Source organism: Microbulbifer sp. ABH2_005 (genome assembly GCF_056160005.1).
On record NZ_JBSWWI010000002.1, the window covers coordinates 160,493 to 174,910 of the forward strand.

The following is a 14,418-nucleotide window of genomic DNA, read 5'->3' on the forward strand; positions in this document are numbered from 1 at the left end:
TAAGAGTGGGAAATCTAAAGAGTGAAAGGTAGAGCAGTGAATGAGCCGGGTGTCTACCCGGCTCTGCAGTATGGTGCTCCGCTGGATTAAGGCACCATCACTCCTTCGGCTTCAAATTGCGCTCCGAGGGGCAGCTCTTTAACCACCACGGTAGCACGCGCCGGGTATGGCTCCTGGAAAAACTCTGTCATTACTTCATTCACCGCAGCAAAATTGCTGCTGTCGGTGATGTACAGGTTGAGCTTTACAATATGCTGAAGCGAGCCATCCGAGGCCTCACATACCGCCCCCAGATTGTGGAAAACCTGGCGCGCCTCATCGGCAAAACTGCCGGAAACCATCTGCTGGGTTTTGGGGTCCAGTCCTATCTGCCCTGACAGGTACACGGTATCGTCGACCTTTACCGCCTGGGAATAGGTGCCGGCTGCTTTGGGAGCCTTGTCTGTCTTGATAATCGCGCGGTTGGGCATTGGGCACTCCATTACTTATTGCTATTTGCAGAAAGCGGGTAAATATAGCGCGCTTTAATGCTGAATGGCAGCGACGCTAAAGGCCAAGAAAAGCCAAAAACTTATCCGCTGTGATTCGGTAACAAATATATCGCCAGATTATCTCAGGGGCGTGAGATGCGGATTACAGATGGCAGATTGCGCAGCCTCTTCATGACCCTCGCCAGATGGATCCGGCCGCTCACTTCCAGGGTGAGCGAAATCACACTGTTGTGGGCGTCCTTCTCGTCTACGTTGATCTGCTCGATACTGGCGCCCTCTTCGGTAATGCGAGTGGCCAGGCGCGCGATAATGCCGCGCTCAGACTCCACTTCCACCCGCACATCGCCGAGAAATTCCCCGCGCACATCCGGCGACCAGTTCACCGGCATGAGATTTTCAGGGTGCTCGCGGAATTCGTTGGTATTGCGGCAGGTATCCCTGTGTACCACCACGCCTTTGCCCGAGCTGATATGGCCAATAATGGTATCCCCAGGAATTGGCCGGCAGCAGCGTGCGAAACTGATCATCATGCCCTCCTGGGCGTCGATGGTCAGTGGTGAGGAGATGTTGCTTGCTTCCGCCTCTTCGCTGTGGGAGGGGGCTAATAACTTGGCTGCGGAGAAGGCTACCTTATTGCCGAGGCCTATCTCCTCCAGCAGTTTTTCCAACGTGGGGCACTTAGCTTCCTGCAGTCCCTGCTCCAGTTGCTCCGGAGTCAGTTCTTCCAGGCGTGTATTAAATTTACCCAGGGCCTTTTCGAGCAGGCGCCGCCCCAGAGCGATGGAGTCGTGGTGGCGCTGGTGCTTGAGGAAGTGACGGATGGCGCTGCGGGCCTTGGCGGTGACCACAAAATTGAGCCAGTTGGGATTTGGCTGGGCGTTTTTGCGGGTGAGAATTTCCACCTTCTGCCCGCTGGCCAGCGGCTGCGACAGGGGCGCCAGGCGCTGGTTGATCCGCACTGCCACACAGGAGTTGCCGATATCCGTATGCACTGAGTAGGCGAAATCCACCGCGGTGGCGCCGGCGGGCAGGTCGATAATCTGCCCCTTGGGGGTGAAGACATAGACCTCGTCGGGGAAGAGGTCGATTTTAACGTTCTCGATAAACTCCAGGGAGTCGCCGGCGCGCTGTTGCATCTCCAGCAGGCCCTGCACCCAGCGGCGAGCGCGCACCTGGCTGGTACCGCCAGTATTGATTACCTCATCGCCGGAGGCCTTGTACAGCCAGTGGGCGGCGATGCCGCTGTTGGCCATTTCATCCATTTCCTTGGTGCGAATCTGCACTTCAATGGGCACACCGTGCATGCCCAGCAGCACGGTGTGCAGGGACTGATACCCATTGGATTTGGGGATGGCAACATAATCCTTGAATTCGGAGATGACCGGCTTGTACAGGCTGTGCATCACACCCAGCACTCGGTAGCAAGTGTCCACACTGTCCACGATGATGCGGAAAGCGTAGACATCCATGATCTCTTTAAAGGATTTCTTCTTGGTGCGCATCTTTTGGTAGATGCTGAACAGGTGCTTCTCGCGGCCGATCACCAGGGAGCTTATCCCCTCCCGCTGCAGGCGCAGCTCTATGGCGTTTTGAATCTGCTCCAACAGTTCCTTGCGATTGCCGCGCGCGGCTACCAGGGCGGCGCGCAGTCGGCTGGCGCGCAGTGGATGAATCGCAAAAAAGGCGCGGTCCTCAAATTCGATACGCACATCGTTCATCCCCAGGCGGTGGGCAATGGGTGCGTAAATTTCCAGGGTTTCGCGGGCGATGCGGTGACGCTTTTGCGGCTTGAGCGCGCCGAGGGTGCGCATATTGTGCAGACGGTCGGCCAGCTTGACCAAAATCACGCGGATATCGCGCGCCATGGCCAGGGCCATTTTCTGGAAGTTTTCCGCCTGTTTTTCCGCAGCGCTATCCGTCTCAAACTGGGTCAGCTTGGAAACGCCGTCGACGATATCGGCAATCTCGCCACCAAACTGCTCTTCCAGAGCGGCTTTGGGGATTCCGGTGTCTTCGATCACATCGTGGAGCATGGCCGCCGCCAGACTCTCGTGATCCATATGCATGCCGGCGAGAATTGTGGCCACCGCCAGAGGGTGGGTCACGTAGGGCTCGCCAGAACGGCGCTGCTGACCGTCGTGGGCCTGTTCCGCGTAGAAATAGGCGCGACGGACTATCTGGATTTGCTCGGGAGGCAGGTATGAGGAGAGGCGGTGGGCCAGACTATCGATGGTGTGCAATGCCGCGCGCGCCTCTCATATAACTCATAAAACTCTGGGTCAGAACAGATCGAAATCAGATTTCCTGGTCGGATAGATAAGCCGGGGCGGCCATGGGCGCCGGGGCCTCTTCGCGGTCGGGCTGATCGAGAATACTCGCATCTACAAGGCCTTCTTCGATTTCGCGCAGGGCGATAACGGTGGGCTTGTCGTTCTCTTCTGGAACCATCGGATCCTGTCCGCCGGTGGCGATCTGACGGGCGCGCTTGCTACCCACGATTACGAGTTCGAAGCGATTGTCGACGTGCTCCAGGCAATCTTCAACGGTGATACGTGCCATAAACTTTCGGTTCCATTCACTGTGCCCGGGAGGGCGAATTCTGTTCGGGGGACCGGTTATTTTACCGGACCGCGGAGTGTACGCAATTCGATCAACCGGCTCAATGGCGCAGCAGTGCCTGCAACAGATCACCGTGGCGTTTCTGTTGCTTTTCCAGGCGTTGGCGCTGGGCGGTGAAAATGGAGCGAAGCTCCACCAGGGCCTGCTCGAAATCGTCGTTGATCACCAGATAGTCGGCTTCTACATAGTGGGCCATTTCATCGATGGCCTGATCCATACGGCGCTCGATTACACTTTCGTCATCCTGGCCGCGGCCGGTGAGGCGTTCGCGCAGCGCTTCTTGGGAAGGCGGTAAAATAAAAATGCCGATGGTTTCCGAGTGCAGCCGACGCACCTGGGCGGCGCCCTGCCAGTCAATTTCCAGAACCACATCGCGACCGCTGGCGAGAATTTCCTCGATACTGCCCTTGGAAGTCCCGTAGTAATTATCACCGTATACCTGGGCGTGCTCGAAAAAAGCATCCTGCTCAAGCATTGCCAGAAACTCCTCGCGCGACACGAAATGGTAATCGACACCGTTGACCTCACCGGGGCGCATAGGCCGGGTGGTGTGGGAGGTAGAAACGGTGATTTGACTGTCGCTATCCACCAGCGCTTTGACGAGGCTGGTTTTCCCAGCACCGGAGGGGGCGGATACGGTATAGAGGGTTCCTGTTTGCACAACTGATCCTGTTAGGGGGCAAAGTGCGCAGTATAACCGAAGCCGTTACCCGAGCGGTGACCGGCAGTTGCGGAATCCCAAGGAGATATAGGGGGAAAAGGCTAAACCCCGGCCGGAGTTGGGGGGTATGTGTTGGGAGTTTCAGGGGGCGCTACAAACTGCCTCCTGAGCCCGGCCGGGATCGCCCAGCGGGAGATTGCTCGATCACCACCAACATCCTGCAATCGAGGTTCACTCCTGGTTGCTAATCGCAAACGACAGCGACTGTATCCTCTTTGCCAGTGATTGCCAACCACCCCCAGGCCAGAGCGCTGAGTGCGATATAAGTGCTAAAAACTGGGACAAATTGTGCACTTAGCAGCGGCAGGGCTCCGCAGTATAGGGCCAGGCGCAGAGGCTCCAGATATTTTGCCAGGGGGTGGTTATCGAGAATGCGCCCATTGACCACCAGGCCAAAAACCAACAGGGCCACTGCCCCCAGCAGTGAGGAAATCTCCAGACTCTGGTAGTACCAGAGTAGGGCCAGGGTAGCGGCGGAATAGCAGAGGTGCTGGCCCAGTGCATAGTTACGCCGGCCCCGACAAATCTGTGGATTGTAACGCTGGAAATGCGCCAAATCGGTGGAGGGCACTGGCATCGCTGCTTCAGCATCGGTGGGACGGTAGCCGGTGGGGCGGAACCAAAGGGTAAATTTATCCCACCAGTTTTTGGTATACCAGGCGTCCTGAGCCATGCGTTTTAAATGCTGCAGGTTGGCCGCCAGCGGGTCGAAAGTATTTAGGGGTTTGCGAACACCGTAAATACACGGCTCCTCTTTCAGTTCCTCTTGATAGGTGCCGAACAGTCGGTCCCACAAAATCAGGATTCCGCCGTAATTTTTGTCCACATAAACCTTGTTCTGCGCATGGTGTACACGGTGGTTGGAGGGGGTAATCAGCAACCATTCCATCCAGCGGATTTTGGGAATTTTTTGGGTGTGTACCCAGAATTGGTAAATCAGGTCTATAGCACCAGCGGCGATCACCATTTCCGCCGGCAAGCCAATCAATAGCAGGGGCAAATAGAACACCCAATCCAGTTGCAGGCCCCCACTGGATTGGCGCAGAGCGGTGGTAAGGTTGTAATCCTCACTTTGGTGATGAACCAGATGTTCTGCCCAAAATACGTTCACCTCATGGCAGATACGGTGCTTCCAGTAATAACAAAAGTCGTAAGCGAGCACAGCCAGCGCCAGATGCCACCCGTTGCTCATAGACCAGTTAAAGCCGACTGCCTGGTAGTAAGGCTGCAGCAGTTGGAACAGTGGGATGTAAATCACCAGAAACAGGCTCTTGTAAGTGAGACCCAGGATACGACTGAGAATGCCTGTACTCAGATTGCCCAGAGCATCGTTGAGGCGATAGAGCCCCCAACCTTTCCAGCGGTCCAGGGCGAGCTCGGTAAGCACGGCGATCAGGAAAAAGGGGATGGCGAAGGTAATCAGATCCACGGCGACCTCTTATTGTTATTGCTTCATACCGTATCAATGGACTTTGCCACACGGGGCCAGAGGTAAAAATATCCACAGGAGCTGGATTCCGAAATCCGTCAGTATTTCCAGTCGAATTTGGGTGATTGTTGAGCCTGTTAATACGGCAGCTTTGAGATGGGGGTAGCTTGGACCGGGATTGGGCTCAGGAATGAAACCCGGTGTGGAACCGGAAAGGAAGTCAGAAGTGTACGCGGGGTGAAAAGGTGAAGGGGTAAAGAGAGAAGCGGCCTTTACGACCGCTCCAGAGAGAAGTCCCTTTATTGAAGACTGGCCGCTGCTACCGCGGCGGCGGCATCAACAATACCGGAGCCACAGCGGGAACAGCTCGCCGGGAAGCTGCGCGCGGTACTGGTGAGAATCGATTCCACCTCATCCGGGGTCACGCTGGGGTTTACCGAATAAATTAGTGCCGCAGCGCCAGCCACATGAGGTGTGGCCATGCTGGTACCGGGATAGAAAGCGTAGGCATCAGTACCGGAAAATGTGCTGCCGCTGTTGAGGGTGGAAAGTACGCCATTGCTGCTGACTACATTGATCTCACCTCCGGGAGCGGCTACGTCGACCACACTTCCGTAATTGGAGTAGTAGGCACGACCACCGGAGCGGTCTGTGGCGGCGACAGTAATAACCCCGGAGCAGCTAGCCGGCGAGTAACGGCGGGCATTGCGGGCCGAGTTACCCGCGGCAACCACAACGGTGGCACCAAGGCTACGCGCAGTATTGATGGCATTCTGTGTCGTGGTGTCGCAGAGGCCACTGCCACCCAGGCTCAGGTTCAACACTTGCGCTGGATTTTGGTTATTCGGCACGCCACTGACGGAACCGCCGGCGCTCCAGATAATGCCGTCGGCGATGTCCGAGGTGTAGCCACCGCAGCGGCCAAGCACGCGTACCGGGACAATTTTCGCTTTGTAGGCCACCCCGGCGATACCCATATTATTATTGGTGACCGCCGCTATGGTGCCGGCCACATGGGTGCCGTGCCAGCTGCTGTCCATCTCTGGGTAGCTCGGGTCGCCACAATGAGTGTTGGTGTACCAGTCACCGGGATCGGTGGCATCGCTATCGCGGCCATCGCCATCCACAGAGACGTCGGTATCGGAAATCATGTCGTAGCCTGGCAGGATATTTGCGACCAGGTCTGCGTGGGGCAGGTAGCCGGTATCAATCACTGCGACCACGACACCTTCACCCTGAGCGCTGTCCCAGGCTGCAGGCAGGTTGAGGCCGCCGGTGGATTCGAAGTAGTGCCATTGGTCGTAGTAGCTGGGATCGTTAGGCACGGCCATGGCCTTCATCATCAGATCCGGCTCCGCATATTCGACATCTGGGTCCTGTCTCAGGCGGCTGATGATGGCTTCCAGTTCAGCCTTGTTTTTACGGCCTTCCAGTCGCATCACCTGTGCACCAGTAGCCGTACGGCGCAGATGGCGCATCTTGTGGCCGGCGCGACGGGAGGCCTTTTCCATTGTTTCCGGGCTCAGGCTGGCAGCCTGCCCTACATTGGCCCCTTGCTTGTATTTCACGATAATGCGATCGGTAATTTGAGTGCTACTTGTCTTCTCCACTTGGGCGGCGAAGGGGCTCGCGCACAGTAGTGAAAATAGGCTGGCCAGTGCGGATTTTTGCAGTAGGTTTTTCAGTGTTGCTTTCATTATTGTTATCTCTCCGTGATGGTTGTTGCCCCAGTCAGCATTTAGCTGACATGGATATCAATCCGGGTGCACCGCTATTGATTGGGCTGCGTAAGGCGAGGCACCGTTAACTAACAGGCAAAATATGTGCCCGAAAAAAGTGCACTAAGGAGATCTGACGGTATTGCTGGCAAAGCTGGGGATTGGTGCAAGGTTACAGAGATGCGGTCCTCTTCCTAAGAGGCGGAGAACTTCTAACCTTTGTTATTTGCCTTGCACCATTTAAGGGAGGTATCTCAGCTATTTGCTGTTAAGTCGCACCAAAATACCTCCCGATAAAGGCCGGCTGTTTACAGCACCGGCCAGAGGGTTCTCTTAAGGAGTTGTTTCGGCCTTCAGGGTAACGCCACTGTAGGAGTCATAACCATACACGCTGACATACCAGGTACCGGAATCTGGATTACTGATGGTGCAGGTCTCTTCGTTGCCCCAGAGGTAGGGGCGGCAATCATATCTGCGCAAAGTCGGGTAGTTGGCGTGACGCACATAGAGATCGACTTCACCATTGCCGCCGGACATCTCAATATTCAGGCTCGAGGTACCCGCAGCAACTTCGATAGTGAAGTCGCTCCAGCTGCCGGAGTTGCCGGAAAGGTTGGTTTCGGTCCAGCTGACACCGCCGCCATTTCCGTTGTCGCCACCGTCGCCGTTACCGTCACCATCGCTACCGCCACTCGCCATGGCAACGGCCGCTGCCGCATCGACGATACCGGCACCACAGCCACTGCATGAAGACGGGAAGCTGCGTGCGGTGGTGGTGAGTATTGATTCGACGTCGTCCGGGCCCAGGCCGGGGTTTACCGAATACAGTAGTGCGGCGGCACCGGCAACATGGGGCGCTGCCATACTGGTGCCCTGCATGTAGACGTAGCTATCGCTGCCCGCGATCGTACTGCCACTATTGTGGGTGGAGAGAATGCCGTTCGGGTCGTTAGCAAAGCTCTGCGCGCCTCCAGGAGCCGCAACATCCACTACGCTGCCGTAGTTGGAGAAGTAAGAGCGGCCACCATCGCGGTTGGTTGAAGCAATGGTGATTACCCCATCGCAGCTGGCGGGAGTGTATTGGCTGGCGTTATCGGATTCATTACCGGCGGCGACCACGACGGTAGCGCCGAGGCTGCGTGCGGTGTTGATGGCATTCTGAGTAGTCGTGGCACAGCTGCCACCACCACCGAGGCTCAGGTTGAGCACCTGGGCGGGGTTGGGGTTGGATGGCAGGCCGCTGACAGAGCCGCCGGCACCCCAGATGATGCCGTCAGCGATATCTGAGGTATAGCCACCACAGCGGCCGAGCACGCGTATCGGTACGATCTTGGCTTTGTAGGCAACACCGGCGATACCCATATTGTTATTGGTGACGCCTGCGATGGTGCCGGCGACATGGGTGCCGTGCCAGCTACTGTCGCTCTCCGTGGGGATGCGAGGATCATCGCCACAGGCTTTATCTGTATACCAATCACCTGGGTCAGTGGCATCGCTATCACGGCCATCACCGTCTACAGACACGAAGGTGTCGGAAATCATGTCATAGCCCGGCAGAATATTGTCCACCAGATCGGGGTGTGGGCGATAACCGGTGTCGAGCACTGCGACAACCGCTCCCTCACCCTGGGTGACATCCCAGGCCGATGGCAGGTTCAGGCCGCCGGTGGATTCAAAATAGTGCCACTGGTTGAGATAGCTAGAGTCGTTGGGCACAGCCATTGCGCGCATCATCAAATCCGGCTCGGCGTACTCCACATCTGGATCTTGCTTCAGGCGGTTGATAATCGCGTTCATTTCCGCTCTGTTTTTGCGACCTTCCAGGCGCATTACCTGAGCGCCGGTGGCCATACGGCGCAGGTGGCGCATTTTGTGGCCAGCGCGACGGGAGGCCTTTTCCACAGTGTCCCTGGCCATGCTGGCTGCACGGCCTACTTTGGCACCTTCCTTGTATTTAATGATGATGCGATCCGTTAGCGGGGTGTTGTCAGCACTCTGAGCCAGGGCGGCGAATGGCGCGGTGCACAGTAGTGTGAATACGCCTGCCAGAGCGGTCTTCTGCCGAAGGCTTTTTAATGGTGAGGTCATTATTGTTATCTCTTCGAAATTGTTGTTTTCCGACCACCAATAGGTCAGTTGGTGTGCCGGTCACTCCTGAAAAGAACTCCCGCTGACAGAAAAAAATCCGCCAGCACAGAGATCTGGATAGCCGCCTTATTAGGCTTTTGGCGGTTAAAAAGACCAAAAATAGTACCAAGGTTTCATTTTGATACAGGTATATAACGATTTTGAAATTATTGTCCTCAGTGGAGGAGCTGGAATTTGTGTGGCTTATGACGACAAATTTATAAATTTCCAGAAAAAAATCAGGTAACGAGAACTTGGTCAATGGGAGAGTGTGTTGTAGTTCACGGGGGCTGGCTGATGAGAAATGACTAAAAGCGTTAAGAAAAAAAATGTCATTTCTCGGTAAGACAGGAACTCACCTTATGCCATTCCGAGGCGTTTACAGTGGAGTCCGCAAAAGAGTTCACAAAGGGGGTTGTTTGCCTCAGGATTTTTCCCGGAGCACGCTCGAGTCATCAGTGATGGCATAGCCGGATCTTGCGATGATAATTCTTTATCGATTACCACCGCAGTTCCGTACTTAGCCCAAAACATGATTCGATGCTTTACCCAGGTTGTTATAAGGGGATTTTTTTTTGATTTTTATTGAGTGCAACCTGGGAATAGTTAATTTTTAGAAGCTGCCTGTCGGGCCGTAATATAGTTGGGTGTGTGTGCCCACATTTTTGCAGCCATCAGGCCGAATAGAAAACCAAACAGATGCGATTCCCAGGAAATATACTTTCCTTGTGGCAGTACTCCGAAAATAAGTCCGCCATAAACCAATCCGACAAAAATCGATATCATTAATCGCAGAAACTGTTTGCTGATAAACCCGGCCAGCAGTAAAAACCCAAAGTAACCATAGATCACTGAGCTGGCACCGAGGTGGTTTCCCCCTCTGGCAAATAGCCAGACCGCAAGCCCGGTGGTAACAATAATCGTCAATGTCACTTTCAAATAGGTTTTCACTCCATACTGCAATAGCAAAAAGCTGAAAACACAGAGGGTTACGATGTTTGACAGGAAGTGCCAGAAACTTCCATGCAACAGGGGAGCAGAAAAAACATGGGGGAGGTGGTTGATGGAGCGAGGAATCAGGCCAAAATAGTTCAGTGCTCGGCCGGTAAATAGATTAATAATTTCAATAGCGGTTAAAACTAAGAATATAGCCCCAACCCATTTTATATTGTTTTGCATAGTTAATACTGTTCGATGTACGGTGTGAGAGGACAGAAAAAGGCTGATGGGTAGTGTTAATATGGGGTCTTTAGTTTGGCTGCAGTTAAAAACCCCATAATTTCCTTACTCAATATTCTGCACTTGCTCACGCATCTGTTCGATTAATACTTTCAACTCTACCGCAGCCTGGGTGGTATCGGTTACCACGGACTTGGAGGACAGAGTATTGGCCTCGCGGTTAAACTCCTGCATAAGAAAATCCAAGCGTCGGCCTATAGCGCCACCACCGGCGAGTACCCGGCGGGTTTCTGCAGTGTGGGCATTGAGACGGTCCAGCTCTTCGTCTACGTCAGCTTTTTGAGCGAGCAATACAATTTCCTGTTCCAGGCGCTCCTTGTCCAGTTCCACAGACAGCTCTTCCAGGCGGCTGCGCAGTTTTTCTCTCTGTGCCTCTAAAATTTGAGGCAGCTGCTCACGCACCAGTGCTACCTGCTCTTCAATACTTTTTAAACGGGCCTCGATAAATTTGGCCAGCTCTGCACCTTCGCGTTCGCGATTTGCGCGCAGTTGTTCCAGCGCTTCGCGAAATGCCTGCAAAATAGTGGCGGATTGCTGTTCGGTATCGGCTTCCGGTTCACTGATGATGCCGGGCCACTGGAGAATTTGCAGGGGGTTGAGCGGCTGGGCCTCTTCGCCGCCGGTGACCTGTTTGGCAGCCTGAATCAGTGCCTGTGCCAGCGGCTGGTTAATTTCGAGCCCGCTAGTTTCCACGTTGTTGGGTTTTACCGTTAGCGTGAGTTCCACTTTTCCGCGGGATAAATTTTTTCGCAAAATATCGCGCAGTTGAGCTTCCAAGGGACGGGCGACTTCGGGTAGGCGGAAGTGCGGCTCCAGGTAGCGATGATTGACCGAGCGCAGCTCCCAAATGGCGTTTCCTGTGGCATAAGCGGCCTCGGCGCGACCGAAGGCTGTCATGCTTCGCACTTTGTTCTGTTCCCGGTTATTGGCCATTGCTCGTCCCCTGCAGGCGTATTTATCGGCCCGGCATCATAGCACAGCGTTCGGATATCCATGTGGGGGTATATAATGCAGGGCTTTCATTCATTGACTGAGGTGAGCTATGCAGCGTCCCAGTGGCCGCGCGGCGGCGCAACTGCGCCCGATAAAAATTACCCGAAACTACACCCGCCACGCCGAGGGCTCCGTGTTGGTAGAATTTGGCGACACAAAGGTCCTGTGTAACGCCTCAGTATCGAGTGAAGTGCCGCGCTTCCTGCGCGGCCAGGGCAGCGGCTGGATTACTGCCGAATACGGCATGCTGCCGCGCTCCACCGGTTCGCGTATGCCGCGCGAGGCGGCCAAGGGCAAACAGAGCGGCCGCACGGTAGAAATCCAGCGTCTGATCGGCCGCTCCCTGCGTGCAGCGGTGGACCTGGAAAAACTCGGTGAGAACCAAATTACATTGGACTGCGATGTGATCCAGGCCGATGGCGGCACGCGCACGGCGGCGATTACCGGCGCTTGTGTGGCGTTGGTGGATGCTCTTCGGCACATGCAGCGGGAAAAAATCCTCACCGAGGATCCGTTGCTGAATTTGGTCGCGGCGGTTTCTGTGGGCATTTATGAAGGCGAGCCGGTACTGGATCTGGATTATCCGGAGGACAGTGCGGCCGATACCGATATGAACCTGGTGATGGCGGCAGACGGCGGCATGATCGAGGTGCAGGGTACGGCGGAGGGCAAGCCTTTTTCCGAGAAAGAGTTCGCGCAGATGCTTGGTTTAGGCAAGGCAGGGATCGATGAATTGATCGAATTGCAGCAGAAAGCCCTGGATGAGTGAGATTTTATAGTTTGCTGAGATAAGGCCGGCTCTATTGTAGAGCGGGCCCATTCGTAAAGGGACTCGGCCCACTCTGTATCGAACCGAGTCCTGCGCTGATTACACTTCCAGGTCGTAATCCATCATCAGCGGCAGGTGGCTGGAGAAAGTGACATTCTTGTTGATCGCGCCGTATTCGATACGGTTTTTCAACCCGTGCGATACGATCTGCATGTCGGTGCGCCAGCCATCGCCCTCACCCACGGTGCCACTCGGCCACCAGGTAAATTCATCGGTGTCCTTGACGACGCGGCGGAAGGCGTCGACATAACCAATCTCGTTGAACAGCTGGTCCAGCCAGCGCTGTTCGTGACGCATAAAACCGGGACTGTCCTGGTGGTCCTGCCAGTTCTGCACATCGGCGCGGCGGTGCGCCATGCCCCAATTACCACAGAAAATAAAGTCGCGGCGCTTGCGGCTGATTTTGTGCAGATGCGCTTGCATATCGTCGAAAAACTGGACTTTCTTTTCCAGCGAAGCCTCGTCGGTAGCCACCGGCGCTAATAGTGAGCCGACGCTCAGGCGTTCAAAATCCGCCTGTAAATAGCGTCCGTACATATCCTCACCGTTGGCGAAACCCATGCCGAAAATAATGGCTTTGGGTTGGTTGCGCGTATAGATGGCCACGCCGTTCTCATGGGGCGTTCCCGAATCAAAGAAGTAGCTGTAATAGCCGTCGGGGTGGAATATGGGGTGGTCTAGCTCCGGCTCCAAAGAGCGCAGGTCCTGTAGGCAGATAATGTCTGCATCCTGCTCAGCTAACCAATCGTAGAGACCGCGTTGTGCGGCCTGATGAACGCCGTCTACAGACAAGCTCACTATTCGCATTATTAGCCCCTTACCAGCGGACTGTGTATCATTAGAAACATTATTTGCATGCCTATCCCCGGAAATGCTACGGGGAGGTCTCCCTTCACCTTAGCCAATAGTTAACAATTTTCCATGCAGCAATATCAGCGCAATTTTATCCAACTGGCCCTGGATCATCAGGTGTTGTGTTTTGGTGACTTCACTCTGAAATCAGGCCGTCAAAGTCCCTATTTTTTCAATGCCGGTCGCTTCCACACCGGTGCGGCATTGGCCGCACTGGGACAGGCTTACGCCGAGGCGATTATCGCTTCGGGAGTAGAGTTTGATGTCATTTTCGGACCGGCTTACAAGGGTATCCCGCTGGGTGCGGTGACTGCCGTGGCATTGGCGCAGAAAGGGGTCGATAAGCCTTTCTGCTACAACCGCAAAGAGGCCAAGGATCACGGCGAAGGCGGAACCTTAGTGGGTGCGCCGCTTAATGGCAAGGTTTTGATCATTGATGATGTGATTACGGCCGGTACTGCGGTGCGTGAAGTGATGCAGATCATCGAATCTCACGGTGCCGAAGCGGCCGGTGTGGTCATCGGTTTAAATCGTCAGGAAAAAGCCAGCGAGGATTGTGAATTCTCCGCTATTCAGCAGGTTGAGCGGCAGTTTAATATCCCGGTAATCAGCATTGTACAGCTGGATAATATAATCAGTTTCCTCGAGCAGGAGTCACAAGATAGTGAAACCCTGCAAAAAATCGTGAATTACCGGCAACGTTACGGCGTAACGGGTTAATTAAAAGCCCGCTCGTTGTAGCGGGCCGCACCCATTTAGTGAGAAGAGCGTTGAGAATCGCCCCCATAGTACGTTTACTGGCCTCAATCACTTTGTTGTTTAGTGCTCTGGCGAATGCTTCCAGCGATGAACAGGTGCTTTATCGCTATACCGATGAGCAGGGCATCGTGGTGCTCAACGAAATTGTACCGCCGGAATACGTGGGTAAGGGCTACGAAATTCTCAATCTCTCCGGCCGTGTTATAGAAGTGGTTCCGCCACAGTTGAGTCCCGAGGAATTCGAGGCACAGCGCCGGCAGGAGGCACAGGAAGAGGCGGACCGCAAGCTGCTCAAGCGATATAACAGCCTTGCCGATATCGAGAGTGCGCGCAAACGCAAGCTGGCAATTGTCGAACAGGATATGGCGATAATGCACTCGAATATCACCAGTCTTACCCGCCAGATTACCCAGGAGGAAGCGCAGGCAGCGCGCACTCAGCGCAGCGGCCGCGAGGTAGCCCCGGAGCTTCTACAGCGTATCGCCGATTTGCAGAAAGAAGTCGCGGTCTTGCGCGAGCGTCTCAAGCGGCGCAATGAGGAAGCCAGCTCTATCGGTGAGGAGTTTGATAAAGCCGCGGCACGCTACACAGAAATCACATCCAAATCTTGATCGGATCCGATCATTCAAGCATTTCCCCAG

Annotated in this window: 13 protein-coding genes; 3 read left to right on the forward strand and 10 right to left on the reverse strand. The window is 54.9% G+C overall.

Annotation, left to right across the window (positions count from 1 at the left end; translation table 11 throughout):
• Positions 1–86: 86 nt before the first annotated feature.
• The 9 genes from ACXAFI_RS18200 to ACXAFI_RS18240 all read right to left on the reverse strand — a co-directional run bounded on the left by ACXAFI_RS18200 (position 87) and on the right by ACXAFI_RS18240 (position 11,277).
• Positions 87–470: a Rid family detoxifying hydrolase gene (locus ACXAFI_RS18200; protein ID WP_475109927.1), complete on the reverse strand. Its 384-nt coding sequence runs from the start codon at positions 468–470 to the stop codon at positions 87–89.
• 143 nt (positions 471–613) lie between these two features.
• Entirely contained in the window at positions 614–2,731 is a 2,118-nt protein-coding gene (gene spoT / locus ACXAFI_RS18205) for a bifunctional GTP diphosphokinase/guanosine-3',5'-bis pyrophosphate 3'-pyrophosphohydrolase (RefSeq protein ID WP_475109928.1), read from the reverse strand.
• A 55-nt stretch (positions 2,732–2,786) separates the two neighbouring features.
• Entirely contained in the window at positions 2,787–3,050 is a 264-nt protein-coding gene (rpoZ, locus tag ACXAFI_RS18210) for a DNA-directed RNA polymerase subunit omega (protein WP_252086044.1), read from the reverse strand.
• Positions 3,051–3,150: 100 nt separating this feature from the next.
• On the reverse strand, positions 3,151–3,771 hold the full coding sequence (gmk, locus tag ACXAFI_RS18215) for a guanylate kinase (protein WP_444920511.1): 621 nt from the start codon (positions 3,769–3,771) through the stop codon (positions 3,151–3,153).
• A gap of 244 nt (positions 3,772–4,015) precedes the next feature.
• Positions 4,016–5,260, reverse strand: a complete 1,245-nt coding sequence (locus ACXAFI_RS18220; RefSeq protein WP_475109929.1) for a sterol desaturase family protein — start codon at positions 5,258–5,260, stop codon at positions 4,016–4,018.
• Between the two features lie 299 nt (positions 5,261–5,559).
• Positions 5,560–6,957: a S8 family peptidase gene (locus tag ACXAFI_RS18225; RefSeq protein WP_475109930.1), complete on the reverse strand. Its 1,398-nt coding sequence runs from the start codon at positions 6,955–6,957 to the stop codon at positions 5,560–5,562.
• A 354-nt stretch (positions 6,958–7,311) separates the two neighbouring features.
• Positions 7,312–9,066, reverse strand: coding sequence for a S8 family peptidase (locus ACXAFI_RS18230; RefSeq protein WP_475109931.1), 1,755 nt, complete (start codon positions 9,064–9,066; stop codon positions 7,312–7,314).
• A 645-nt stretch (positions 9,067–9,711) separates the two neighbouring features.
• Positions 9,712–10,284 carry a rhomboid family intramembrane serine protease gene (locus tag ACXAFI_RS18235; RefSeq protein ID WP_475109932.1) on the reverse strand — a complete coding sequence of 191 codons (573 nt, stop codon included), beginning with the start codon at positions 10,282–10,284 and terminating at the stop codon, positions 9,712–9,714.
• A gap of 105 nt (positions 10,285–10,389) precedes the next feature.
• A complete protein-coding gene (locus ACXAFI_RS18240) occupies positions 10,390–11,277 on the reverse strand; it encodes a YicC/YloC family endoribonuclease (protein WP_475109933.1) in 888 nt (295 codons plus the stop codon).
• A gap of 109 nt (positions 11,278–11,386) precedes the next feature.
• Here ACXAFI_RS18240 and rph point away from each other — a divergent pair, with 109 nt between their 5' ends.
• Positions 11,387–12,106, forward strand: a complete 720-nt coding sequence (rph, locus tag ACXAFI_RS18245; protein WP_226644123.1) for a ribonuclease PH — start codon at positions 11,387–11,389, stop codon at positions 12,104–12,106.
• 99 nt (positions 12,107–12,205) lie between these two features.
• On the opposite strand, the gene ACXAFI_RS18250 is transcribed toward rph, so the two are convergent.
• Positions 12,206–12,973: an exodeoxyribonuclease III gene (locus ACXAFI_RS18250; RefSeq protein ID WP_152455869.1), complete on the reverse strand. Its 768-nt coding sequence runs from the start codon at positions 12,971–12,973 to the stop codon at positions 12,206–12,208.
• Between the two features lie 114 nt (positions 12,974–13,087).
• Here ACXAFI_RS18250 and pyrE point away from each other — a divergent pair, with 114 nt between their 5' ends.
• Positions 13,088–13,738, forward strand: a complete 651-nt coding sequence (gene pyrE / locus ACXAFI_RS18255; RefSeq protein ID WP_152455867.1) for an orotate phosphoribosyltransferase — start codon at positions 13,088–13,090, stop codon at positions 13,736–13,738.
• 50 nt (positions 13,739–13,788) lie between these two features.
• Positions 13,789–14,388 (forward strand): hypothetical protein, encoded by a 600-nt coding sequence (locus ACXAFI_RS18260; RefSeq protein ID WP_475109934.1) that lies wholly within the window; start codon positions 13,789–13,791, stop codon positions 14,386–14,388.
• Positions 14,389–14,418: the final 30 nt, after the last annotated feature.